The following is a 21,338-nucleotide window of genomic DNA, read 5'->3' on the forward strand; positions in this document are numbered from 1 at the left end:
CTCCAAAGCTCGCTCAGCCGGAGAGGCCGAGCATCTGGGCCAGACTGCGCGGCGCCTGGCTGCCTGGCAACTGCAACAGCGCGAGCAGGCCGGACGCGGCGCCCGGCTGGGGCTGCCTGGCCGGGCCGACCAGCTTGGTCGAGGGCGGCGGGGTCATCGGCCTGCCACCGTAGGGCGCGTTCTGCGCCCCGCGCACGTCGACCGGACTGCCGGGTCCCTCCGCGCAGTACGCCTGGGTGTTCAGCGCGATCGGCCCGGTCGCGTTGCCCGGCCTGCGCTTGGTCTTCTCGTAGCCCTTGGTGCAGGGCGGCGGGTCGAACAGGTTGATGGCCAGGCCGAAGTGCGCGGTGCCGTCGCCGGGGGCCACCGTGAACGCGCCGCCGACCACCAGCGGGTAGGTGACCATGGCCTGTTCCAGGCCGTCCTTGCGGGGCAGCGCGACATCGACCGTGGTGAGCAGGTTCGCGGTCAGCTCGGAGATGCCCTGCCCGGACTCCCGCAGCAGCCCGCTGATCTGGTCAGTGGCCTTCGGCGTGTTCTGGATCAGCCTGCGCAGGTCCGGATCGGAGGTCTTGAGCTGCTCGGCCAGCAGCCGCAGGTCCTTGCTGAAGGAGGTGATCGAGGAGGACTGCTGGTTCTGCGTGCCCAGCACGGTGCGCGCCTTGCGCAGCAGCTCCAGGGTCTGCGGCAGGTTCTTCACCGCGTCCTTGGTGAACACCGAGGTGGTGTCCAGCAGCCGTTGCAGCTGCGGCCCGGTGCCGTCGAAGGCGGTGCCCAGCTCGTCCACCACGGTGCGCAGCGAGTCCAGCGGCACCGAGGTGGTCAGCCCGTCCAGGTTGGCCAGCAGCGTCTCCACCGGCGGCGGGGTGGCGGTGCGGTCCACGCCGATCACCGAGCCACCGGCCAGGTACGGCCCGGTGTCGGTGTTGGGCCGCAGGTCCACGTACTGCTCGCCGACCGCGGACCGGTTGGTCACCACGGCCTTGGTGTCGGCCGGGATCCGGTCGAAGCCCTCGTCGATGTCCAGCTCGACCTCGAGGCCGTTGTCGGTGAGCCGCAGCTGCCCGACCCGGCCGACCGTGACGCCGCGGTAGGTCACCTCGGCGTTGGTGAAGATGCCGCCGGAGTCGGCCAGCTTCATGGTCACCACGTAGCCGCGCGGCCCGAACAGCCGGTCCATCCCGGCGTAGCGGGCCCCGGCGTAGCTCACCCCGACCAGCGCGATCAGCACGAACGCGATGATCTGGATGCGGATGCGGCTGGTCATCATCAGCGATCACCGCCCAGCAGCGAGCCGATCAGGCCGCCGAGTCCGCCCTGCTGCGCGCCGCCGCCCGGCCGGTTCGGCGTCGGCGGGGTGGGCAGCCCTGGCAGGCCGGGCAGCAGCGGCGGGGCCGCGCCGGGCTGCTGCGGCCCTGCGGACGGCGGGCCGAGCAGGCCCTGCCGGGAGCTGCCCAGATTGTCCAGGATGCGACTCAGGTCGAGGTCGATCTTGGCGTGCAGGTTGGTGAAGTCGCCCTTGATGCCGTCCACCGCGGAGTCCGGGAACGGGAAGGTGAGCAGCACCTCGAAGCCCTTGGGCAGGTTCTGACCTGCCTCGGCGAGCTTCTGCAGGGTGGGCGTGAGCGCCCTGAGGTCGTGGATCACGTCGTCCTTGCTGCGGTTGACCACGTCGGTGGCCACCCCGGAGAGCCGGTCCAGCGCCTGCAGCATGCCGACCAGCTGCTGCCGCTGCTCGGCGAGCACCTTCAGGCCGGGCTCCAGCCCGTCCAGCGCCTTCTTGATGTTGCCGATCTGGCCGACCAGGGTGGCGGAGAGCCGGTTCAGCCCGTCCAGCGCGCGGGCGATCTCACCCTTGTGCCCGTCCAGCGTGCTGACCAGCTTGTTCACGTTGCCCAGCAGCTCGCGCAGCTCCGGCTCCCGGCCGGAGAGGGCCTTGTTCAGCTCCTTGGTGATGGTCTGCAGCTGGGCCACCCCGCCGCCGTTGAGCAGCAGGGACAGCGCGCCGAAGACCTCCTCGACCTCCGGGTTGCGGTTGGTCCGCTCCAGCGGGATCAGCGCGCCGTCGGCCAGGCTGCCCTGCGGGGACTTGGGCGCGGCCAGCTCGACGAACTTCTCCCCGAGCAGGCTGGACTGGCGGAGCTTGGCATCGGCGTTGGCCGGCAGCTTCACCTCGCCGTTGACCAGCACGGTGACCTCGGCGGTCCAGCCGTCCTGGGCCAGCGCCACGCTCTCCACCCGGCCGACCGGCACGTCGTTGACCTTCACCCCGGCCTGCGGGACCAGGTCGAGCACGTCCTTGAACCGCACCTTGACCCGGTACGGGTGGTCGCCGACATCGGCCCCGCCGGGCAGGGACACGTTGTACAGCCCGGTGAACTCGCCGATGCCGCACCCGGCGAGCAGGCTGGTGGTCAGCGCGAGCCCGGCCACGCGGAGCAGGTTCTTCATCGCTGCCCCTTCCCCGGCGGAGTGCCCAGCAGCGGTGGCAGCTGCGGCAGCTTGCCCTGCTGGAGCGAGGTGATCACATCGGCCACGCTGGGCAGCTTCACCACGCCGTCGACCACGCCGGCCAGCTTGCCGCAGATGTCGGCGAGGGTCTGCGGCAGTTCCTTCGGCGTGGTCTGCCGGAGCAGCTCGCAGACCATCACGATCGGTGGCCTGGTCAGCTCGTTGATGTTCGCCCGGGTATCCAGGGTGCCACTGGCCGCGTTGTAGGTGTTCTGCAGGTTGCCCAGGGCCAGCGGGGCCACGTCGAGCACCTCGGCCAGCGCGGCCCGCTGGTCCACCAGCACCTTGGTGATGCTGGCCAGCTTGTCCACATTGGACTTCAGCTGCTCCCGGTTGTCCCTGATGAAGCCCTCCACGCTGACCAGTGCGGCGGCCAGCTCGCGCACCGCGGCGCCCAGGTCCTCGCGCTCACCGGCCAGGAACCGGTTCACGTCGGCCAGCTGGGTGTTGAACTCGCGCACCTGCTTGTCGTTGGCGGCCAGCATCGAGGTGAACCTGCGCAGGTTGTCCACCGTGCCGAACAGGTCCTCCCGCGCGCCGTTGAGCGTGCCGGCGGCGTCGCCCAGCTCGCGGATGGTGTCCCGCAGCTTCGCGCCGTTGCCCGCCAGGTTGTCCGCGCTGACGTCGAGCAGCTGGGACAGCGCGCCGTTCTTGTTGGCGCCCTTGGGTCCCAGCGCGGTGGTCAGCTTGTCCAGGCTGCCGTAGACCTCGTCCAGCTCCATCGGGGTGACCGTGCGCTCGCGCGGGATCACCGTGTTCTCGCCCAGCTTCGGGCCGCCGGTGTACACCGGGGCGAGCTGCACGTACCGGTCGCTGACCACGCTCGGGTTGACCACCGCGGCGTTGGGCTGGGCAGGCAGTTCGACGTCGCGGTCCACCCGCATCTCGACCTTGACCTGGGTGCCCTGCGGCTCGACCTTGTCGATGGTGCCCACCCGCACGCCGAGCACCCGCACGTCGCCGCCCTCGTACACGCCGATTCCGGCGGAGAAGTACGCGGTGACCAGCCGTCCGGCCGGGCGGGCCAGCACCCACCACAGGGTCGCGGTGAGCAGCAGCACCACCACCGCGCCGAAGGCGATGATCCGGGCCGGGTCCGGCCTGGCCTTGAGCGGAGTGCTCATGGGCGGCACCCCTCCGGGTTGATCGGGCCGAGCGAGGGCGGCAGCAGCCCGCAGATGTAGGTGTCGAACCAGCGGCCGTTGCCCAGGGTGTTGGCGAACACCCGGACGAACGGGGCCAGCAGGTTGATGCTGCGGCCGAGGCTGTCCTGGTTGCGCTGCAACATGGTGGTCACCCGCTCCAGCTGCTCCAGCGCGGGACGCAGCTGGTCCTTGTTGTCAGCCACCAGACCTTGCAGCTCGGTGGACAGCTTGCGGGTGCCGTCGAGCAGCGAGCTGATCGCGTCCTTGCGCTTGCGGATCTCGGCCAGCAGCTTGTTGCCGTCGCCGAGCAGCTTCTCGAACTCGGCGTTGCGGTCGGCCAGCGTCTTGCTGATCGAGTTGGTGTTGGCCAGCAGTTTCGCCAGCTGGTCGTCCCGGCTGGAGATGGTCTTGGACAGCGCGTTGAGCCCGTCCAGCGCGCCGCGCACCTCGTCCGGGGTGTCCCGGAAGGTGGTCGCGATGACCTGGAAGCTCTTGGCCAGCTGATCGGTGTCGATTTGGCCGACGGTGTTGGCCAGGCCGGTGAACGCCTCGGTCACGTCGTAGGGCGACATGGTGCGCTCGCGCGGGATCGCCTCGCTCGGCTTGAGCGGGGCGGCGCCCTGCGGGTCCAGCGCGAGGAACTTCTGGCCCAGCAACGTCTTGATCTTGATGGCCGCGGTGCTGCGGTCGCCCACCCAGGCGTCGTCCACCCGGAAGGTGACCAGCACGTGGTCCTTCTCCAGCTCCACGTCGGCGACCTTGCCGACCTTGACCCCGGCCACCCGCACCTCGTCGTCCGGCTTGAGCCCGGCGGCCTCGCTGAACTGGGCCCGGTAGCTGGTGCCGCCGCCCACGATGGGCAGGTCCTCGAAGAAGAACGCGCTGAGCAGGCCGAGGCTCAGCACGGTCAGGCTGACCAGGCCGATGGTGATCGGGTTGCGCTCGCGGAAGGGCTTCATGCCTTGCACCTCGGCTGGGTGTTGGGCATGACCGGGATCTCCACCGGCTTGTTGATGATCGGCACGGTGACCTGGCCGCTGGCCTCGCACAGGAAGAAGTTGAACCAGGAGCCGTAGGTCGCGGTGCGGGTGATCGTCTCCAGCTTCTTCGGCATCCGCTGCAGGATGCCCTCCACGATGTCGTTGCCGTCGCCCAGGTTCTTGGCCAGCTTGCCCAGCTGGTCGATGTCCTTGCGCAGCGGTTCCCTGGCCCCGTCCAGCAGTCCGGCGGTGGCATTGGTCAGCGAGCCGAGCGCGGTGATCGCCTCGCCGATCGGCTGGCGGTCCTGGGACAGCCCGGAGACCAGCTGCTGGAGCTGGGTGACCAGGCCGCTGAGCTGCTGGTCGCGTTCGTTGACCGCGCCGAGCACCTGGTTGAGGTTGTCCACCACCTCGCCGATCACCTTGTCCTTGCCGGCGATGGTGGTGGTCAGCGAGGCGGTGTGCGCGAGCAGGCTGGTGATGGTGCCGCCTTCGCCCTGCAGCACCTGGACGATCTCGTAGGACAGCTTGTTCACGTCGTCGGGGTTGAGCGCCTTGAACAGCGGCTTGAACCCGTTGAACAGGGCGGTCAGGTCCAGCGCCGGCCGGGTGCGCTCCAGCGGGATGACCCCGCCGGGCGGCAGCGTGCCCGCGCCGCCGGAGCCCTGCTCCAGCGCGATGTAGCGCTGGCCGACCAGGTTGCGGTACTTGACCGTGGCGGTCACCGTGGCTGGCAGTTTCCGTTGCTGCTCAACGGAGAACCGGACCTCGGCCAGCCGCCGGTCGGCGACCGTGACCTCCTTCACCTCGCCCACCTTGACCCCGGCGATGCGCACGTCGTCGCCGGGGTTGAGCGAGGTGACGTCGGTGAACCTGGCCAGGTAGCCGGCGGAGTCGCGCAGGTCGGAGTTGGCGATGGTGATCGCCAGCAGCGTGGTGGCCAGCACGGTCACCACCACGAACACGGTGAACTTGACCAGCGGCGCGGTGAGTCCCCTCATTTCAGCGTCACCTCCGTGCCGCGGTAGGCCGGGCCGAGCGCCAGGCTGGCCCAGCTGGGCACCTGCTGCGGCGTGACGCCGAGCTGCCCGGCGATCAGCGCGGCCAGGAAGTCCTGTTCGGCCGAGGAGTTCGCGATCCCGGTGTCGGCGACCCCGCCGGAGGCCGCGGACGGGGCCACGTGACCACCGTTCTGGACGTTGATCGGCGGGTTCAGGCCATCGTTGGCGCTGCGCGCGGCGGGCGGCGGTTTGCTGCCGTCCTTCACCGGGCCCTCCGGCGGGTACTGCGGGAACGGCTCGGGCCTCGGGTGGATGTCGTAGCAGCGCGGCCCGCGCTTGTCCCCGTAGCGGGGCTCGTCCTGGTTCGGCACGTACTTCCCACGGTTCGCGGTGATCTCCATGGTGATCCGCAGGCCGGGCGAGCTGGTGCCCTTGCCGAAGGCCTTGTCCAGCCTCGGCACCAGCTCGGCCATCCCCTTGAGGAAGCAGGGATATTCCGGCGCGTACTTGGCCAGCACGTCCAGCAGCGGTCTGCTGTCCTGGGCCACCCTGATCAGGTTGTTGCGGTTGGCGGTCAGGAACCCGGTGAGGTCGGCCGAGGTGTTGCCCACGCTGGTGTAGAGCGTCTGCAGGTTGGCGCGCTGCTCGGCCACCGTCTTCGTGGTGGTGGTCAGGTCGGCCAGCGCCTGCAACAGCTCCGGCGCGGCCTTGTCATAGGTGCCGCTGACGTCGGCCAGCGCGGTGATGTCCGCCTTGAGGTCGGGCAGCGCCGGGTTCAGCTCGCGCAGGTAGCGGTTGAGCAGGGTCAGCGTCTCGCCGAGCTGGTCGCCGCGCCCGTCCAGCGCGGTGGCCATCGAGCCGAGCGTGCTGGCCAGCTTCTGCGGCTGCACCGCCTGCAGCACCGGCATCAGGTTGGACAGCACCCGCTCCAGCTCGATCGCCGAGCTGCTGCGGTCCTGGCTGATCACATCGCCCGCGGCCAGGTGCCCGCCGGCCGGCTTGCCGGTGGGCACCAGCGCGACGTAGCGCTCGCCGAAGAGGGTCTTGGGCAGCAGCCGGGCGGTGACGTCCTTGGGGATCAGCGCCAGCTTGTCCGGCTGCAGGGCCAGCTCCAGCTCGGCGCCGTCGCCCTTGCTGGAGATGCGCTTGACCTCGCCGACGATGAGCCCGCGCACCTTCACGTCGGACTCGGTCATCAGCTGGTTGCCGATGTGGTCGGTGCGCAGCGTGACCGCCGCGGTGCGCTCGAAGTCGCCGCGGTAGACCGCCACGGACAGACCGAGCAGCAGTGCGATGACCGCCAGGAACACGACACCGAGGAGTCGGCGGCGCAGGACGGGCAGGGTGGAGCGAGCGGTCATCCAGCGATCCTCACGGTGGTCGTCGTGCCCCAGATCGCCAGGCTGAGGAAGAAGTCCAGCAGCGCGGTGGTCACGATCGCGGTGCGCACGGCCCGGCCGACCGCGACGCCGACGCCGGCCGGCCCGCCGCTGGCCCGGTAGCCGTAGTAGCAGTGGGTCATGATGATGACCACGCTGAACACGAGCACCTTGCCGAAGGACCAGAGCACGTCCTCCGGTGGCAGGAACAGGTTGAAGTAGTGGTCGTAGGTGCCAGCCGACTGCCCGTAGAACTCGGTCGTGATCGTGCGCGAGGCCAGGTAGGAGGTCAGCAGGCCGATCACGTACAGCGGGATCACCGCGACGAACCCGGCGATGATCCGGGTCGTCACCAGGAACGGCAGGCTGGGCACGCCCATCACCTCCAGCGCGTCGATCTCCTCGGAGATGCGCATCGCGCCGAGCTGGGCGGTGAAGCCGGAGCCCACCGTCGCCGAGAGCGCGAGCCCGGCCACCAGTGGCGCGATCTCGCGGGTGTTGAAGTAGGCCGAGACGAACCCGGCGAAGGCCGAGGTGCCGATCTGGTTCAGCGCCGCGTAGCCCTGCAGACCGACCACGGTGCCGGTGAACAGGGTCAGGCCGATCATCACGCCGATGGTGCCGCCGATGACCGCGAGCGCGCCGCTGCCGAAGCTGACCTCGGCCAGCAGCCGCAGCGTCTCCCGCATGTAGCGGCGCAGCGCGCGCGGCACCCAGGCCAGCGCCCGCAGGTAGAAGGACAGCTGGTCGCCGAGCGCGTCCAGGCCGTGCAGGGGCCGGTTCGCCGCGTTCCGGAGCCGATCGCCGAGGGTCACCATCACATGCCCTTCGCCGGGACGAGCTGCAGGTACACCGTGGTCAGCACGAAGTTGACGAAGAACAGCAGCAGGAAGGTGATCACCACGGACTGGTTCACCGCGTCACCGACGCCCTTGGGGCCACCGGCCGGGTTGAGCCCGCGGTAGGCGGCCACGATGCCCGCGATGAAGCCGAAGATCAGCGCCTTGATCTCGCTGATCCACAGGTCCGGTAGCTGGGCCAGCGCGGAGAAGCTGGCCAGGTAGGCCCCTGGTGTGCCGCCCTGCATGACCACGTTGAAGAAGTATCCGCCGAGCACCCCGACCACGCTGACCATGCCGTTGAGCAGCACGGCGACCAGCATCGCGGCCAGCACCCTCGGCACCACCAGGCGCTGGATCGGCGAGACGCCCAGCACCTCCATCGCGTCGATCTCGTCCCTGATCTTGCGCGAGCCCAGGTCCGCGCAGATCGCCGAGCCGCCCGCGCCGGCGATCAGCAGCGCGGTCACGATCGGGCTGGCCTGCTGGATCACCGCCAGCACGCTGGCCGCGCCGGTGAAGGACTGCGCGCCGATCTGCCTGGTCAGCGAGCCGAGCTGGAGCGCGATGACCGCGCCGAAGGGGATCGCGACCAGCGCGGTGGGCAGGATGGTGACGCTGGCGATGAACCAGCACTGCTGGATGAACTCGCGGAACTGGAACGGGCGCTTGACCATCGCCCTGGTGGTGTCCAGGCCGAGGGCGAACATCCGGCCGGTCTCGGCCAGCGCGCCCGCGCCGGGGAACTTCGCCGTCGGCCTGGTCATGGCTGGCCTCCCGGCCTGGTCCACGGCGAGGGCTGCCACGGCTCCCGCGACTGCGGGCTGGGCGGCTGGGTCAGCTGCTGCGTGCGCGTCGGCGCGGCCGCACCCGCGTAGACGCCGAAGTAGGCCTGCTCGTCCGGGGTGAGGCTGGCCACGATGGCCTGCTGCGCGATCGGCGGCAGGGTGTGCAGGATGCGCATCACCCGCTCCTTGCGGCGGCGCACCGCGGCCCGCACCGGCAGGCCGGGGCTGACCTCGATCTGCGGCACGATGCCGGTGCCGCCCCCGCCCTTGGGCCCGCCGAGGGTGCTACCGCCGTTGGCGGCCAGCGCGGCGAGCTCGGCGGCGGCCTGGGCCGCGTCCTTCTCCTCGCTCATGCCGATCGGGCCCTCGCGGCGGCCGTTGAGGAACTGCTCCACCACCGGCTCGGTGGAGGTCAGCAGCACCTCGCGCGGGCCGAACATGACCAGCTCGCGGCGGAAGAGCATGCCGATGTTGTCCGGCACGGTGCGCGCGGTGCCGATGTCGTGGGTGACGATCAGGAAGGTGGCGTCGATCTGCGCGTTGAGGTCGACGATCAGCTGGTTCAGGTAGGCCACCCGGACCGGGTCGAGGCCGGAGTCCGGCTCGTCGAACAGGATGATCTCCGGGTCCAGGATCAGCGCGCGGGCCAGCCCGGCGCGCTTGCGCATACCGCCGGAGATCTCGCCAGGCAGCTTCTTCTCCGCGCCGATGAGGCCGACCATCTCCATCTTCTCCAGCACGAGGCGGCGCACCTCGGCCTCGCTCTTGCGGGTGTGCTCACGCAGGGGGAAGGCGATGTTGTCGAAGAGGTTCATCGAGCCGAACAGCGCGCCGTCCTGGAACAGCACGCCGAAGAGCTTGCGGATCTCGTACAGCTTGTGCTCGGAACAGCTGCAGATGTCCACGCCGTTGATCATCACCCGGCCGTGTTCCGGCCGGAGCAGCCCGACGAGCGACTTGAGGAAGACCGACTTTCCGGTACCGGAGGGGCCCAACAGCACGCTGATCTCGCCTGGCGGCAAGGTCAGCGTGACATCTCCCCAGATGGCCTGCCTGCCGAAGGACTTGCTCAGGCCTTCGACGACCACCTCGACGCCCATCGCACCTCCCGCTTCACTGCGGCTCGTCCGTGCCTGCCCAGGGACAGATCGACGCCGTAGCGACCGGCGTCACACTGGTGCAACGAGCGTTGCCGCAGCAAGTTACTGCCCAGTTGGGTTAGCGGTCACAGGTGTATAACGCGATCGGACAAGGCGCGCACACACGACAGCGGGGCGGGCTCCCGATTGGGAACCCGCCCCGCTGTCGTAGCTACGCTGCTGTGCTCAAGCGGCCGAAGCCGCTCGGATCACTTGACGGTGATCTTGGCGCCAGCGGCTTCCAGCTTCTCCTTGGCGGCCTCGGCGGCCTCCTTGGCGACCTTCTCCAGGACCGGCTTCGGCGCGCCCTCGACGAGCTCCTTGGCCTCCTTCAGGCCCAGGCCGGAGACGATCTCACGCACGACCTTGATGACCTGGATCTTCTTCTCACCGGCGGACTCGAGGACGACGTCGAACTCGTCCTGCTCCTCGGCGGCCTCGGCCGGCGCGGCACCCGGGCCGGCGGCGGCGACGGCGACCGGCGCGGCAGCGGTGACCTCGAAGGTCTCCTCGAACTCCTTCACGAACGCGGAGAGCTCGAGCAGGGTCATTTCCTTGAAGACGTCGAGCAGCTCTTCGGTGCTGAGCTTCGCCATTGTGGCGTTCCTCTCAAATACGTTGCGACGCGGTGATCACGCGGCGCGGTTCGGTGTTTGGTCAGCTCTCGGCAGGCGCGTCGGCGGCGTCGGCCGGCGCCGCGGCGCCACCCTCCGCAGCACGCTTGTCCGCCAGGGCCTGCGCCAGACGCGCGACCTGCGACGCCGGAGCGGCGAACAGACCGGCGGCCTTGGCCAGGTTGCCCTTCATCGCGCCCGCCAGCTTGGCGAGCAGCACCTCACGGGACTCGAGGTCCGCGATTCGGTTGACCTCATCGATGGAGAGCGGCTTGCCCTCCATGAAGCCACCCTTGATGACAAGGGCCTTGTTGTCCTTCGCGAAGTTGCGCAGCGCCTTCGCGGCGTCGACCGGCTCACCCTCGATGAAGGCGATCGCGGTCGGGCCGACCAGCAGGTCCGCGAGGCTGGCCATGCCGGCATCCTCAGCGGCACGCTTCACCAGCGTGTTCTTCGCGACGGTGTACGTGGTGCCCGTACCGAGGGCACGACGCAGCTCCGTCAGCTGCGCCATGGAGAGCCCGCGGTACTCGGTGACAACCGTGGCCGAGCTACCACGGAACTTCTCCGTGATCTCGGCGACGGCCTGAACCTTGTCGGGCTTCGCCATGGTCGCCTCCTCTCCAAGCTCTGATGAATGGGGCCCGGAGACGACGAACGCCCCGGCGCACAGGCACGGGGCGTGAAAGACGCGCGAACGAACGCGCGAAACTTGCCTCGTCCTCCTGCGCGGGCCGCCCTCGTGATCACGGGGCCTTCGTCTCCCGGTCCGGAGAACCGGACAGGGAAAGACCAGCGGTCTTTGGTGGAACTGCGACCAGACTACGCGACGGCCTGTCAAGGCTCCAAATCGGCCGGGCGGGGCAGGGCGTTGCGCATCCGGATCATGGAGAACTCCAGCCCGCTGCGCTCCACCAGCCCGGCCACCGGCCACAGGTTCGGCGCCAGCCGCAGCTCGATCCCGGCCGCCGCGTGCAACGCCACCACATCCCCCACCGGCTCCACTACCAGCGGCCGCACCGCCTCCCGCGCGGTCAGGTACCAGCGCGGGTTGGCGCACCGCCGGAACGGCCCCGGCGCGAAGGCGTACCGGAACAACCGCACCCCGCACACCCGCGCCCACCACCCCCACTCCACCACCGCGACCTGCCGCGCCCCACCGAGCAGCGCCAGCCCCGCCGCCGAGGGCTCCCGCCCCGCCTCCGCCCGGAACAACACCCGCGGACAGTCCCTCGGAAACCAGAAGTCGCTGGCCCTGGCCTCCTCCACGGCCCACACCACGGGCTCGGGATCGCGGGCGGTGGGCGCGCGGTGCGGGCGGAACTCGGTGATGCCGGGGTCCTCGGAGAAGTGCCATACGGGTGCTTCGGCCACCAGGCCAGCATGCCGGGTGACCGAGACGGCACCATGTGTCAGGACAGGAGGTAGTGGTGGACCGACAGTTCGATGACCAGGGCACCCCGGCCAAGCGTGAGCTGGAGCTGCGAGAGGTCGAAGACCGCATCGTGCAGCGCCTGGAAAAACGCCTGCCGAAGCAACGGACCTGGCGCAACCGGCTGATCAAGTACGGGGTGATCGCGGCGGTGCTGATCCTCGCCTACTTCTACTTCTTCAGCTGCGAGGACAGCCCGCTGCGCGGCGGCGGGGGGTCCAACGGCGGTGCGGGGCAGCAGGACCAGACCGTGCAGCAGACCTCGCCCAAGGAGGCGGTGCGCACCGTCTACCACTACGTGGCCGGTGATCCGAAGCAGGCCTGCGCGGTGTTCTCCGCGGCGGGCAAGGCCGCCTTCGCGAAGAGCTTCGGGGTCGCCGACTGCGCGCAGGCGGCGCTGGCGGCCGCGGCGAAGGTCACCGACAAGGCCCGCTACGCCAACCCGGACATCCCGGAGAACGCCGCCTTCACCAGCGGGAGCACCTCGGAGGTCCGTTCCTGCGACCTGGGTGTCACCGGCGGGGAGCGGCTCGGCGTATTCATCCTGACCAAGCAGGGCGACGGCGGCTGGCTGATCACCGGGCACGAGAAGGAGACGGCCGACTGCCTGACCGGCTGAGCCGGACGAACGAAAACGGGGCGCCCTCCTCGCGGAGAGCGCCCCGTTCCGGGTTTGCGGCCGATCAGGCGGTGGCCTCGTCGGTCAGCAGGTTGCGGGTGCGGGCCGGGTCGACCGGGATGCCCGGGCCCATGGTGGTGCTGAAGGTGACCTTCTTGACGTAGCGGCCCTTGGCGGCCGAGGGCTTGGCGCGGAGGACCTCGTCCAGCGCGGCCGCGTAGTTCTCGACCAGCTTGTCCTTGTCGAAGGAGGTCTTGCCGATGACCAGGTGCAGGTTGGCCTGCTTGTCAACGCGGAAGTTGATCTTGCCACCCTTGATGTCGTTGACGGCCTTGGTGACATCCGGGGTGACGGTGCCGGTCTTCGGGTTCGGCATCAGGCCGCGCGGGCCGAGGATGCGGGCGATCCGGCCGACCTTGGCCATCTGGTCCGGGGTGGCAATCGCCGCGTCGAAGTCGAGCCAGCCGCCCTGGATGCGCTCGATCAACTCTTCGGAGCCGACCGCGTCCGCGCCGGCGGCTTCGGCCTCAGCGGCCTTGTCGCCGACGGCGAAGACGATGACGCGGGCGGTCTTGCCGGTGCCGTGCGGCAGGTTCACGGTGCCGCGGACCATCTGGTCGGCCTTGCGGGGGTCCACGCCGAGGCGGATGGCGACCTCGACGGTCGCGTCCAGCTTGACCTTGGAGGTCTCCTTGGCGAGCTCGGCGGCCTCGAGCGGGCTGTACAGCCGGTCGCGGTCGATCAGCTCGGCTGCCTGGCGGTAGGCCTTGCTGCGCTTCATGGTGCTGTCCTTTTCTTCAGGTCAGTTGTGGTAGCGAGCCAGCGCCTGGCTCTCCCACGGGGTGATCAGGTGGTGCGAAGAACGGCGGGAACTCAGCCCTCGACGGTGATGCCCATGGAGCGGGCGGTACCGGCGATGATCTTCGCGGCCTGGTCGATGTCGTTGGCGTTGAGGTCGACCATCTTGGTCTGGGCGATCTCGCGCACCTGGTCCATGGTCACCTTGGCGACCTTGGTCTTGTGCGGCTCGCCGCTGCCCTTCTCCACGCCCGCGGCCTTGAGCAGCAGCCGGGCAGCCGGCGGCGTCTTCAGCGCGAAGGTGAAGGAGCGGTCCTCGAACACGGAGATCTCGACCGGCACCACGGTGCCACGCTGCGACTCGGTCGCGGCGTTGTAGGCCTTGCAGAACTCCATGATGTTGACGCCGTGCTGACCCAGCGCGGGGCCAACGGGCGGTGCCGGGTTCGCCTGACCGGCGGTGATCTGCAGCTTGATGATCGCTGTCAGCTTCTTCTTCTTGGGCGGCATCTCGTCTTTCCTTCTGCCGTGTTGAGGTGGGCGCCGAGCCACGGTGCCCACCGGATGTCCACGTCGAGGTTTGCCTGACCCCGGCGCGGCCGCCGCGCCTCCTGCCGAGGCGGCGCGGTCAGATCTTGGAGACCTGGGTGAACGACAGCTCGACCGGAGTCTCGCGGCCGAAGATCGACACCAGGACCTTGAGCTTCTGCGCGTCCGCGTTGACCTCGCTGATGGTCGCCGGGAGGGTGGCGAACGGGCCGTCCATGACGGTGACCGACTCGCCGACCTCGAAGTCCACCTCGATGGTGGGCTTGGCGACGGTCGCGGCGGTCTGCTTGCCGCCCTTCTCGGGCTTGGCCTGCTCGACCCGCGGGAGCAGGAACTTCAGCACCTCGTCCAGCGTCAGCGGGGACGGCTTGGAGGTGGCGCCGACGAAGCCGGTGACACCGGGGGTGTTGCGCACCGCGCTCCACGAGGTGTCGGTCAGCTCCATGCGGACCAGGATGTAGCCGGGCAGCACCTTGCGCTGCACCAGCTTGCGCTGGCCGTTCTTGATCTCGGTGACCTCTTCGGTCGGAACCTCGACCTGGAAGATGTAGTCCTCCTGGTCCAGGGTCTGGATCCGGGTCTCGAGGTTCGCCTTGACCTTGTTCTCGTAGCCGGCGTAGGAGTGCACGACGTACCAGTCGCCGGGCGCGTGCCGCAGTGCCTCACGCAGCTCGTCGGCGGGGTCGCCTTCCTCGGCGACGGGCTCGGCGAGCTCCGCCTCCTCGGTGGCCTCGTCTTCCGAGTCTGCGACCTCAGCGGACTCCTCGGCGTCCGTACCGGCGTGCTCGACCTGCGCGGAGTCACCCTCGATGCCGGGGTGCTCCTGCTCGTCGGTCACGCCGGCCACTTCCTGGCCGCCGTCGTGTGAGGTCACAGTCGGTCTCGCTTCCTATCGAACGTTGCTCGTGTGGCCGACGACCTCACGCCGACCCCAGCGGGCGGGCGTCACTTGTTGTCGAACAACCACGTCACGCCTTGCACGAAGGCCAGGTCAAGGCCGGTGACCAGCGCCACCATGAAGGTGACGAACACCAGGACCACGGCGGTGTAGGTGACCAGCTGCTTGCGCGTCGGCCAGATGACCTTGCGCAGCTCGGAGAACACCTCGCGGAAGAAGCGCCCGATCCGCTTGATCGGGTTGCCCTTGCTCTCCTTGGTCCGCCGGGCGGGCGTGGGCCTGCCCTTGGCGCCCTTGGCGTCGGACTCGTCGGCCTTCTTCGCGGGACGAGCCCGTTCCGGCCGGGCGGAGGCACGACGTTCACGCCGCGACGCGGCGGTAACAGGGCGGGAGGAGTCCTTCTTCTCGTCCTCCGGCCGCGTTTCCTGCTCGCGGTCTTCGCTCACGCCGCCGCCCTCCGCTCGACCGACCACTTTGACGCAGGGGCGACAGGACTTGAACCTGCAACCTGCGGTTTTGGAGACCGCTGCTCTGCCAATTGAGCTACGCCCCTTCGCAATCACTGCCCAGCCTACAGGCCCGCAACCGCGATTTAGGCCGTCTTCCACCACCCCCACGTGGGGCGTGGGGCTCGGTGTTCGGACGTCCCAGTTCGATGAGTGTAGAGCACACCTCACCGAAGTCCCCAACCGCGTGGTCGGAAGGGGTGTCGACGCCCGAAAAGCGGTCGCCGCGCCCCCCGTGCGCTCTGCCACGATGCCGGTCATGGGCGCACGCATCTCAGCGCGGATCGGCGGCATCGCCCCGTCCGCCACCCTCGCCGTCGACAGCAAGGCCAAGGCCCTCCAGGCCGAGGGCCGGCCGGTGATCGGCTTCGGCGCGGGCGAACCCGACTTCCCCACCCCCGGACCCATCGTCGCGGCGGCCGAGGCGGCCTGCCGGGACACCCGCAACCACCGCTACAGCCCGCCCGGCGGCCTGCCCGAGCTGCGCGCCGCGATCGCGGACAAGACCAGGCGCGACTCCGGCCTGGACCTGCAACCGAACCAGGTGCTGGTCACCAACGGCGGCAAGCAGGCCGTCTACACCGCCTTCGCCACCCTGCTCGACCCCGGGGACGAGGTCCTGCTGCCCGCCCCGTACTGGACCACCTACCCGGAGTCGATCACGCTGGCCGGCGGCGTGCCGGTGGTCGTGCCCACCGACGAGTCCAGCGGCTACCTGGCCACCGTCGAGCAGCTGGAAGCCGCGCGCACGCCGCGGACCAAGGTGCTGCTGTTCTGCTCGCCGTCCAACCCCACCGGCGCGGTCTACCCGCCGGAGCAGGTGCGCGCGATCGGCCGCTGGGCCGCGGCCAACGACATCTGGGTGCTCGCCGACGAGATCTACGAGCACCTGGTCTACGGCGGGGCCGAGCACGTCTCGATGCCGGTGGTCGTGCCGGAGCTGGCCGACCGCTGCGTGGTGGTCAACGGCGTGGCCAAGACCTACGCGATGACCGGCTGGCGGGCCGGCTGGCTGCTGGGCCCCAGCGACGTGGTGGCGGCCGCGACCAACCTCCAGTCGCACCTGTGCTCCAACGTCGCCAACGTGGCCCAGCGGGCCGCGCTGGCCGCGGTGTCCGGCCCGCTGGACGCGGTGGCGGAGATGCGCGCGGCCTTCGACCGCCGCAGGCTGCTCATGGTGGACCTGCTGACCAAGATCCCCGGCGTGACCTGCCCGGCCCCGCAGGGCGCCTTCTACGCCTATCCCAGCGTGCGCGAGCTGCTCGGCAAGCAGATCCGCGGCCGCCGCCCGGCCAGCAGCCTGGAGCTGGCCGAGCTGGCCCTGGAGGAGGCCGAGGTCGCGGTGGTGCCCGGCGAGGCATTCGGCACCCCCGGCTACTTCCGCCTCTCCTACGCCCTGGGCGATGCGGACCTGGTCACCGGCGTGACCCGCCTCGGCGAGCTGCTCTCCGAGGCCCGCTGACAAGACGGAAAAGGGGCACACCGGCCGCGCTGGCCGATGTGCCCCTTCCCGGCGCTGATCGCCTGGGCCCGTTCAGGCCAGGCGCACGATGGCGTAAGCCCGGCCGAAGATCGACTGACCGGCGAACTTGGCGGTGATGTCCACTCGCACGGTGTTGTCATCGCGCTTCTCGCCGACCTTGGCGACGACCTCCACGGTGGCGCCCTCGTCGTCGTCCGGCACGACCACCGGGCGCCCGAAGCGCACCTGGTAGTCGATGATCGCGGCCGGGTCGCCGGTCCAGTCGGAGACGATCCTGGCCACCATGGCCATGGTCAGCAGCCCGTGCGCGACCACCCCTGGCAGGCCGGCCGCCTTGGCGGCCCGGTCGCTCCAGTGGATGGTGTTGCAGTCGGTGGACACCCCGGCGTAGCGGACCAGGTCGCGACGGGTGATCTTCAGCTGCAACGGCGGCAGCTGGAAGCCCTTCTCGACGTCGTCGTAGCGCGGCAGCGCGGTCGCGATGCTCATGCGGAGGCTCCCCCTTCGGCCACCGGCTTCTCGCCGCGGACGATCAGGGTGGCGATGGCGGTGCAGATCGCCTCGCCGTCCTCGGTCAGCAGCTCGGAGCGCAGCGTGATGTAGTCGTTGCCCATCCGGGCGGAGATGTCGTCGACGTGCAGCTCGCAGATCAGCCGGTCACCCGGCTTGATCGGGCGGTGGTTGATGAACCGCTGGCTGCTGTGCATCATCCGGCTGTAGTCCAGGCCCAGCTCGGGGTCGTCGGTCACCACGTGGTGGGAGCGGACGGCGAGCACGGTCGCGAACGTCGGCGTCGCGACGATGTCGGAGTGCCCGAAGCTCTTGGCGACCTCGGGATCCCGGTAGGCCCGGTTCAGGTCACCGATCGCGTACGCGAGGTCACGGATACTCTCGCGGCCGACTTCGTAAACCCACGGAAGCCGGTATGAGCGTCCTACGAAAGACTGGTTAAGCGCCACGGCGGGCAGAGTACCCGGTAACAAGAAAGCTGCCCTGCTCCGAACAGGGCAGCTTCTCAGCCTGCAGACTTAAGTGTTCAATACCCCACACCGGGGCCCTACACTCAGCGAGTCTCCTTGTGCGCACGGTGCGTGCCACAGTTGGGGCAGAACTTCTTGATCTCCAGACGATCCGGGTCGTTACGCCGGTTCTTCTTGGTGATGTAGTTCCGGTGCTTGCACTCCTCGCAGGCGAGAGTGATCTTCGGCCGAACATCGGTGCTAGCCACAGGGCAGCCCTCCCAAACCATCTCGGAAAACCGGCCCCGCTGAACGCGGGGGGTCCGGGGGCACACCCCCGGCTGGGGGTCTGGGGGCTCGGCCCCCAGTGTGATGCGAAGCGAGACCCGGTCTGCCGCAAGGCAGACAGGGCTCACCCATCTCGCGTAGCGGTGGCCGGACTTGAACCGGCGACACAACGATTATGAGCCGTTTGCTCTACCAGGCTGAGCTACACCGCTATCCGAGGAGACCGAGTCCCCTCACACGGACAGGCCGTGGCGATCATTGGATGATCACCCCGGCCCACCCGTAGAGCCCCAATACGGAATCGAACCGTAGACCTTCTCCTTACCATGGAGACGCTCTACCGACTGAGCTATTGGGGCGTTGCGCTTGTCCTGCTTGGCGGTTCAGGCCCTCCGAGCGGGACGTGGAGAACTTTACAACAGGCCTGCCCCAGAAGCGAAATCGGGGGGTGGGTCATCTGACCAACGTGAGCACCATCTCGTCGTGACGTCCCCTGGCGCGCACCGTGCGGGCCCGCAGCCAGGCCTCGAAGCGGTCCTCCGGCAGCGGCCGGGAGATCAGGTAGCCCTGGGCGATGTCGCAGCCCATGCGCACCAGCGCCTCCTTGGCCGCGTCCTCCTCCACGCCCTCGGCGACCACCTGCAGGCCGAGGGAGTGGCCCAGCTCGACGATGGAGCGGACCACGGCCAGGTCGCCGAGATCGGTGCCCATGCCGAGCACGAAGCTCTTGTCGATCTTGACCTCGTCCACCGGCAGCTGGCGCAGGTAGGCCAGCGAGGAGTAGCCGGTGCCGAAGTCGTCGACGGCCAGCACCACGCCGAGCCCGTGCAGCCTGCGCAGCACCGGCAGGCAGCGCTCCGGGTCGGCCATCACGCCGGACTCGGTGAGCTCGAAGGTCAGCAGCCGCGGCGGCACGTCGTGCCTGCTCAGCGCGTCGGCCACCTTGTCGGGGAAGGTCTCGTCCTCCAGGTTGCGCACGGACAGGTTGACCGCAACGGACAACCGCAGGCCGCGGTCCAGCCACTTGCGGATGCGGATCAGCGCGCACTCCATGACGAACCCGGTGAGCGCGTCCACCAGGCCGGTGGCCTCCACCGCTGGCACGAACTCGTCCGGATCGACCCGGCCGAACTCCGGGTGCACCCAGCGCACCAGCGCCTCCACCCCGACCACCTCGCGGCTGGGCAGGGCCACCTTGGGCTGGTAGTGCACCTGCACCTGGCCGCTGTCCAGCGCGTGCCGGAACTGGGTGACCAGCTGGAAGCGGCGCAGGAAGCCCTGGGTCATGCTGGGCAGGTAGCTGCGCACCGAGTCCCCGCTGGAGCGGGCCGCGCGCACGGCCACGTCGGCGTGCTGGAGCAGGGTGTCCACGTCCTGCACCGGGCTGCCGTCCTCGGCGATGGTGGGCACGTAGCCGACCACCGCGGTGGCCTCCACGGTGAGCCGTTCCACCGGGTAGGGCGCGGCGACCTGGGCGCGCAGCTTCTCCGCGATGCCGTGCGCGGCCTCGGTGGTGCAGTCGACCAGCAGTGCGGCGAAGGTGCCGCCCTCCAGCCTGGCCAGCGGCACGTCCGCGCCGAGCGCCTCCCGGATGCGGCGGCCCGCGGCCACCACCATCCGGTCGCCCCACGCGTGCCCGAGCGCGTCGCTGACCTGGCTGAGCACGTCCAGGTCCAGCCGGATGACCACCGAGCGCGGGGACTGCCGCAGCGGTTCGGCCGCGGCCTCGCGCAGGCCGGGCCGGTTGAGCAGGCCGGTCAGCGGGTCGTGGTAGGCGTCGTGCCGGAGCCGGGCGAGCAGCCGCCGGTTGTCCAGCGCGGTGGCCAGGTGGCTGGCCAGGGTGCGCAGCAGCCGGACGTCGGCCCGGCCGAACCCGCGCCAGCGGCTGAGCCGGTCGTGCGTCTCCACCGCGCCGAGCAACTGGTGCGCGCCGCGCAGCGGGACCACCAGCGCCTCGTGCGCGCCGCGCCGGGTCAGCGCCTCGCGCACGTCGTCGGCGGCGTCCACGGTGCGGAAGTAGCGGACGTGGCTGCCGGGCAGTTGCAGCATCGGGTCATCGCGCAGCTCCACCGCGTCGTTGGCCGGCGCGCCCTCGGGCAGCGGTTCGCCCGCGACCAGGCTTCGCACGCCCGCCGGCGGGTCGGGGCGCAGGTGCAGCACCACCCTGGTGGCGTTGAGCTGCTCGCGGATCCGCTCGGCGATCTGCTGCCACTCGACCGTGCTGGTCGGGGTGTGCAGCTCGGTGTAGCCGTTGTCCGCGCCGGTGGGTCTGCTGACCGCCTGCTGGCCGGAGCGGGCCACGGTGAGGCTGACGTCGCTGAGCGCCTCCAGGTCGCGCTGGTCGCGCAGCAGGCCGGAGTAGGCGCGGTAGAGCAGCACCAGCGCGGCCGAGACCAGCACCACCAGCACCCAGCCCCATGCGGTGCTGCGCACGATCTCGTAGCCGACCAGGCCGGTGGAGGTGTTGAGCAGGCCGATGACCAGGGTGCGCAGGCCGAGCCGGGCGGCGCCGGCCACCCGCATCTCGCCGCCGAGCACGTACACCGCGGCCAGCGCGAAGATCACGCTGACCAAGGGTGAGGTGACCGTGCCGAACACCGCGCCCAGCCACTGCGGGCCGTCGGTGATGGCCCGCTGCACCAGGGTGGCCACGGTGAACGGCACCGCGATCTCCAGGCACATCACGCCGGCGTTGTAGATCACGTGGTCGCCGCCGCGCCTGCCGAGCTGGGCGCCGAGCCCGGCGACCAGGTGCGCGGCCAGCACCACTTCGAACGGGGCCACCAGCAGGCCGATGACCAACGGGATCTCGGTGAAGGAGATGGTCCAGCCGACGGTGCGCACGTCGACGTCGATGGTCAGCTGCTCGGCCAGCAGGAAGGCCGCGGCCAGCAGCGGGCCGATCCAGAGCAGCTGCGCGTCGAGCTCGGTGGGCAGCCAGTAGGAGACCGCGGCCGCGGCGGTGACGCCGACCAGCAGCACGACCATGGAGAACCGGGTGAACGCCCGGCCGCGGGCGGCGTGGTCCAACGGGCTCGCCAGCGGACGCGGTGCGTCAGGGGGCGAGTCCGGGTCCAGTGGCCGTCGGCGATCCGACATCCACCCTCCTTACACCTCGATTTGCAGCTTGCAAACCGCATCAACAGCCGATCGTGACTGACGTACGGCCGCTTGACCAGAGCGATGACGGAGCGTTCTCACCCAACTGGCGAAGGCGCCCGGGTAGTGGTGTCACAGATGGGGGAGCAACGCAATGACACCGGGGGCTTTGACCTGCAACTTAGCCCGATCAGATGAAGGTCAACCGGCCCTGAGTGTGAACGTCTGGCCACCACAAGGGTCACTCCGCGTGGTTTCGACCACAGCCCAGCGGCACCCCGGACGGCCGCACGGTCATCACCTCAGCTGCT

General features: G+C 69.8%; 22 protein-coding genes and 3 tRNA genes. 2 read left to right on the top strand and 23 right to left on the bottom strand.

The window, feature by feature from the left end:
- Positions 1-13 precede the first annotated feature (13 nt).
- From N8J89_RS38580 to N8J89_RS38635, 12 genes are all read right to left on the bottom strand, one after another.
- Complete coding sequence (locus N8J89_RS38580; protein ID WP_283661817.1) at positions 14-1,270, bottom strand: MCE family protein; 1,257 nt, start codon at positions 1,268-1,270, stop codon at positions 14-16.
- A complete protein-coding gene (locus N8J89_RS38585; RefSeq protein ID WP_283661818.1) occupies positions 1,270-2,451 on the bottom strand; it encodes an MCE family protein in 1,182 nt (393 codons plus the stop codon). The genes N8J89_RS38580 and N8J89_RS38585 overlap by 1 nt, the downstream gene beginning before the upstream one ends.
- Positions 2,448-3,635, bottom strand: a complete 1,188-nt coding sequence (locus N8J89_RS38590) for an MCE family protein (RefSeq protein ID WP_283661819.1) — start codon at positions 3,633-3,635, stop codon at positions 2,448-2,450. Before N8J89_RS38590 ends, N8J89_RS38585 begins: the two co-directional genes overlap by 4 nt.
- Positions 3,632-4,615 (bottom strand): MCE family protein, encoded by a 984-nt coding sequence (locus tag N8J89_RS38595; RefSeq protein WP_283661820.1) that lies wholly within the window; start codon positions 4,613-4,615, stop codon positions 3,632-3,634. Before N8J89_RS38595 ends, N8J89_RS38590 begins: the two co-directional genes overlap by 4 nt.
- Positions 4,612-5,637, bottom strand: coding sequence for an MCE family protein (locus N8J89_RS38600; RefSeq protein ID WP_283661821.1), 1,026 nt, complete (start codon positions 5,635-5,637; stop codon positions 4,612-4,614). Before N8J89_RS38600 ends, N8J89_RS38595 begins: the two co-directional genes overlap by 4 nt.
- Positions 5,634-6,998 carry an MCE family protein gene (locus N8J89_RS38605; protein WP_283661822.1) on the bottom strand — a complete coding sequence of 455 codons (1,365 nt, stop codon included), beginning with the start codon at positions 6,996-6,998 and terminating at the stop codon, positions 5,634-5,636. The genes N8J89_RS38600 and N8J89_RS38605 overlap by 4 nt, the downstream gene beginning before the upstream one ends.
- A complete protein-coding gene (locus tag N8J89_RS38610) occupies positions 6,995-7,834 on the bottom strand; it encodes an MlaE family ABC transporter permease (protein ID WP_283661823.1) in 840 nt (279 codons plus the stop codon). The genes N8J89_RS38605 and N8J89_RS38610 overlap by 4 nt, the downstream gene beginning before the upstream one ends.
- Positions 7,834-8,622, bottom strand: coding sequence for an MlaE family ABC transporter permease (locus tag N8J89_RS38615; protein WP_252480527.1), 789 nt, complete (start codon positions 8,620-8,622; stop codon positions 7,834-7,836). Before N8J89_RS38615 ends, N8J89_RS38610 begins: the two co-directional genes overlap by 1 nt.
- Positions 8,619-9,743 (bottom strand): ABC transporter ATP-binding protein, encoded by a 1,125-nt coding sequence (locus tag N8J89_RS38620; RefSeq protein ID WP_283661824.1) that lies wholly within the window; start codon positions 9,741-9,743, stop codon positions 8,619-8,621. Before N8J89_RS38620 ends, N8J89_RS38615 begins: the two co-directional genes overlap by 4 nt.
- A gap of 248 nt (positions 9,744-9,991) precedes the next feature.
- Positions 9,992-10,378, bottom strand: coding sequence for a 50S ribosomal protein L7/L12 (rplL, locus tag N8J89_RS38625; protein WP_283661825.1), 387 nt, complete (start codon positions 10,376-10,378; stop codon positions 9,992-9,994).
- Between the two features lie 61 nt (positions 10,379-10,439).
- Positions 10,440-11,006, bottom strand: coding sequence for a 50S ribosomal protein L10 (rplJ, locus tag N8J89_RS38630; RefSeq protein WP_252480524.1), 567 nt, complete (start codon positions 11,004-11,006; stop codon positions 10,440-10,442).
- A gap of 227 nt (positions 11,007-11,233) precedes the next feature.
- Entirely contained in the window at positions 11,234-11,770 is a 537-nt protein-coding gene (locus tag N8J89_RS38635; protein ID WP_283661826.1) for a DUF6886 family protein, read from the bottom strand.
- 56 nt (positions 11,771-11,826) lie between these two features.
- On the opposite strand from N8J89_RS38635, the gene N8J89_RS38640 reads away from it, so the two are divergent.
- Positions 11,827-12,447 carry a hypothetical protein gene (locus N8J89_RS38640; protein WP_283661827.1) on the top strand — a complete coding sequence of 207 codons (621 nt, stop codon included), beginning with the start codon at positions 11,827-11,829 and terminating at the stop codon, positions 12,445-12,447.
- A 64-nt stretch (positions 12,448-12,511) separates the two neighbouring features.
- Here N8J89_RS38640 and rplA read toward each other — a convergent pair whose 3' ends face one another.
- The 5 genes from rplA to N8J89_RS38665 form a co-directional block, all read right to left on the bottom strand.
- Positions 12,512-13,228: a 50S ribosomal protein L1 gene (gene rplA / locus N8J89_RS38645; RefSeq protein WP_252480521.1), complete on the bottom strand. Its 717-nt coding sequence runs from the start codon at positions 13,226-13,228 to the stop codon at positions 12,512-12,514.
- 92 nt (positions 13,229-13,320) lie between these two features.
- Positions 13,321-13,755, bottom strand: coding sequence for a 50S ribosomal protein L11 (gene rplK / locus N8J89_RS38650; RefSeq protein ID WP_185000499.1), 435 nt, complete (start codon positions 13,753-13,755; stop codon positions 13,321-13,323).
- Positions 13,756-13,873: 118 nt separating this feature from the next.
- On the bottom strand, positions 13,874-14,668 hold the full coding sequence (gene nusG / locus N8J89_RS38655) for a transcription termination/antitermination protein NusG (protein ID WP_283661828.1): 795 nt from the start codon (positions 14,666-14,668) through the stop codon (positions 13,874-13,876).
- A 71-nt stretch (positions 14,669-14,739) separates the two neighbouring features.
- A complete protein-coding gene (gene secE, locus N8J89_RS38660; RefSeq protein ID WP_283661829.1) occupies positions 14,740-15,138 on the bottom strand; it encodes a preprotein translocase subunit SecE in 399 nt (132 codons plus the stop codon).
- A gap of 34 nt (positions 15,139-15,172) precedes the next feature.
- A tRNA-Trp gene (locus tag N8J89_RS38665) sits at positions 15,173-15,245 on the bottom strand.
- A 212-nt stretch (positions 15,246-15,457) separates the two neighbouring features.
- On the opposite strand from N8J89_RS38665, the gene N8J89_RS38670 reads away from it, so the two are divergent.
- Positions 15,458-16,660, top strand: coding sequence for a pyridoxal phosphate-dependent aminotransferase (locus N8J89_RS38670; protein ID WP_283661830.1), 1,203 nt, complete (start codon positions 15,458-15,460; stop codon positions 16,658-16,660).
- A 72-nt stretch (positions 16,661-16,732) separates the two neighbouring features.
- Here the strand turns inward: N8J89_RS38670 and N8J89_RS38675 are convergent, their stop codons facing one another.
- From N8J89_RS38675 to N8J89_RS38700, 6 genes are all read right to left on the bottom strand, one after another.
- Complete coding sequence (locus tag N8J89_RS38675; protein ID WP_252480517.1) at positions 16,733-17,170, bottom strand: MaoC/PaaZ C-terminal domain-containing protein; 438 nt, start codon at positions 17,168-17,170, stop codon at positions 16,733-16,735.
- Positions 17,167-17,640 carry an FAS1-like dehydratase domain-containing protein gene (locus N8J89_RS38680; RefSeq protein ID WP_252480516.1) on the bottom strand — a complete coding sequence of 158 codons (474 nt, stop codon included), beginning with the start codon at positions 17,638-17,640 and terminating at the stop codon, positions 17,167-17,169. Before N8J89_RS38680 ends, N8J89_RS38675 begins: the two co-directional genes overlap by 4 nt.
- A 104-nt stretch (positions 17,641-17,744) precedes the next feature.
- Positions 17,745-17,909 (bottom strand): 50S ribosomal protein L33, encoded by a 165-nt coding sequence (rpmG, locus tag N8J89_RS38685; protein WP_252480515.1) that lies wholly within the window; start codon positions 17,907-17,909, stop codon positions 17,745-17,747.
- 157 nt (positions 17,910-18,066) lie between these two features.
- Positions 18,067-18,140: transfer RNA gene (locus tag N8J89_RS38690), tRNA-Met, on the bottom strand.
- 74 nt (positions 18,141-18,214) lie between these two features.
- Positions 18,215-18,287, bottom strand: a tRNA-Thr gene (locus tag N8J89_RS38695).
- Positions 18,288-18,381: 94 nt separating this feature from the next.
- On the bottom strand, positions 18,382-21,027 hold the full coding sequence (locus N8J89_RS38700; protein ID WP_283661832.1) for a putative bifunctional diguanylate cyclase/phosphodiesterase: 2,646 nt from the start codon (positions 21,025-21,027) through the stop codon (positions 18,382-18,384).
- Positions 21,028-21,338 lie beyond the last annotated feature (311 nt).

It is taken from the genome of Crossiella sp. CA-258035 (assembly GCF_030064675.1).
Classification (GTDB): Bacteria; Actinomycetota; Actinomycetes; order Mycobacteriales; family Pseudonocardiaceae; genus Crossiella.

Bases quoted from the DNA above. Each gene is read 5' to 3' on its own strand.
- N8J89_RS38670 (WP_283661830.1), top strand. From the start codon at position 15,458: ATGGGCGCACGCATCTCAGCGCGGATCGGCGGCATCGCCCCGTCCGCC.
- rplA (WP_252480521.1), bottom strand. From the start codon at position 13,228: ATGAAGCGCAGCAAGGCCTACCGCCAGGCAGCCGAGCTGATCGACCGC.
- N8J89_RS38610 (WP_283661823.1), bottom strand. From the start codon at position 7,834: ATGGTGACCCTCGGCGATCGGCTCCGGAACGCGGCGAACCGGCCCCTG.
- rplJ (WP_252480524.1), bottom strand. From the start codon at position 11,006: ATGGCGAAGCCCGACAAGGTTCAGGCCGTCGCCGAGATCACGGAGAAG.
- N8J89_RS38615 (WP_252480527.1), bottom strand. From the start codon at position 8,622: ATGACCAGGCCGACGGCGAAGTTCCCCGGCGCGGGCGCGCTGGCCGAG.
- N8J89_RS38585 (WP_283661818.1), bottom strand. From the start codon at position 2,451: ATGAAGAACCTGCTCCGCGTGGCCGGGCTCGCGCTGACCACCAGCCTG.
- N8J89_RS38620 (WP_283661824.1), bottom strand. From the start codon at position 9,743: ATGGGCGTCGAGGTGGTCGTCGAAGGCCTGAGCAAGTCCTTCGGCAGG.
- N8J89_RS38675 (WP_252480517.1), bottom strand. From the start codon at position 17,170: ATGAGCATCGCGACCGCGCTGCCGCGCTACGACGACGTCGAGAAGGGC.
- N8J89_RS38595 (WP_283661820.1), bottom strand. From the start codon at position 4,615: ATGAAGCCCTTCCGCGAGCGCAACCCGATCACCATCGGCCTGGTCAGC.
- N8J89_RS38605 (WP_283661822.1), bottom strand. From the start codon at position 6,998: ATGACCGCTCGCTCCACCCTGCCCGTCCTGCGCCGCCGACTCCTCGGT.
- rplL (WP_283661825.1), bottom strand. From the start codon at position 10,378: ATGGCGAAGCTCAGCACCGAAGAGCTGCTCGACGTCTTCAAGGAAATG.
- rplK (WP_185000499.1), bottom strand. From the start codon at position 13,755: ATGCCGCCCAAGAAGAAGAAGCTGACAGCGATCATCAAGCTGCAGATC.
- N8J89_RS38700 (WP_283661832.1), bottom strand. From the start codon at position 21,027: ATGTCGGATCGCCGACGGCCACTGGACCCGGACTCGCCCCCTGACGCA.
- N8J89_RS38580 (WP_283661817.1), bottom strand. From the start codon at position 1,270: ATGATGACCAGCCGCATCCGCATCCAGATCATCGCGTTCGTGCTGATC.
- N8J89_RS38590 (WP_283661819.1), bottom strand. From the start codon at position 3,635: ATGAGCACTCCGCTCAAGGCCAGGCCGGACCCGGCCCGGATCATCGCC.
- N8J89_RS38600 (WP_283661821.1), bottom strand. From the start codon at position 5,637: ATGAGGGGACTCACCGCGCCGCTGGTCAAGTTCACCGTGTTCGTGGTG.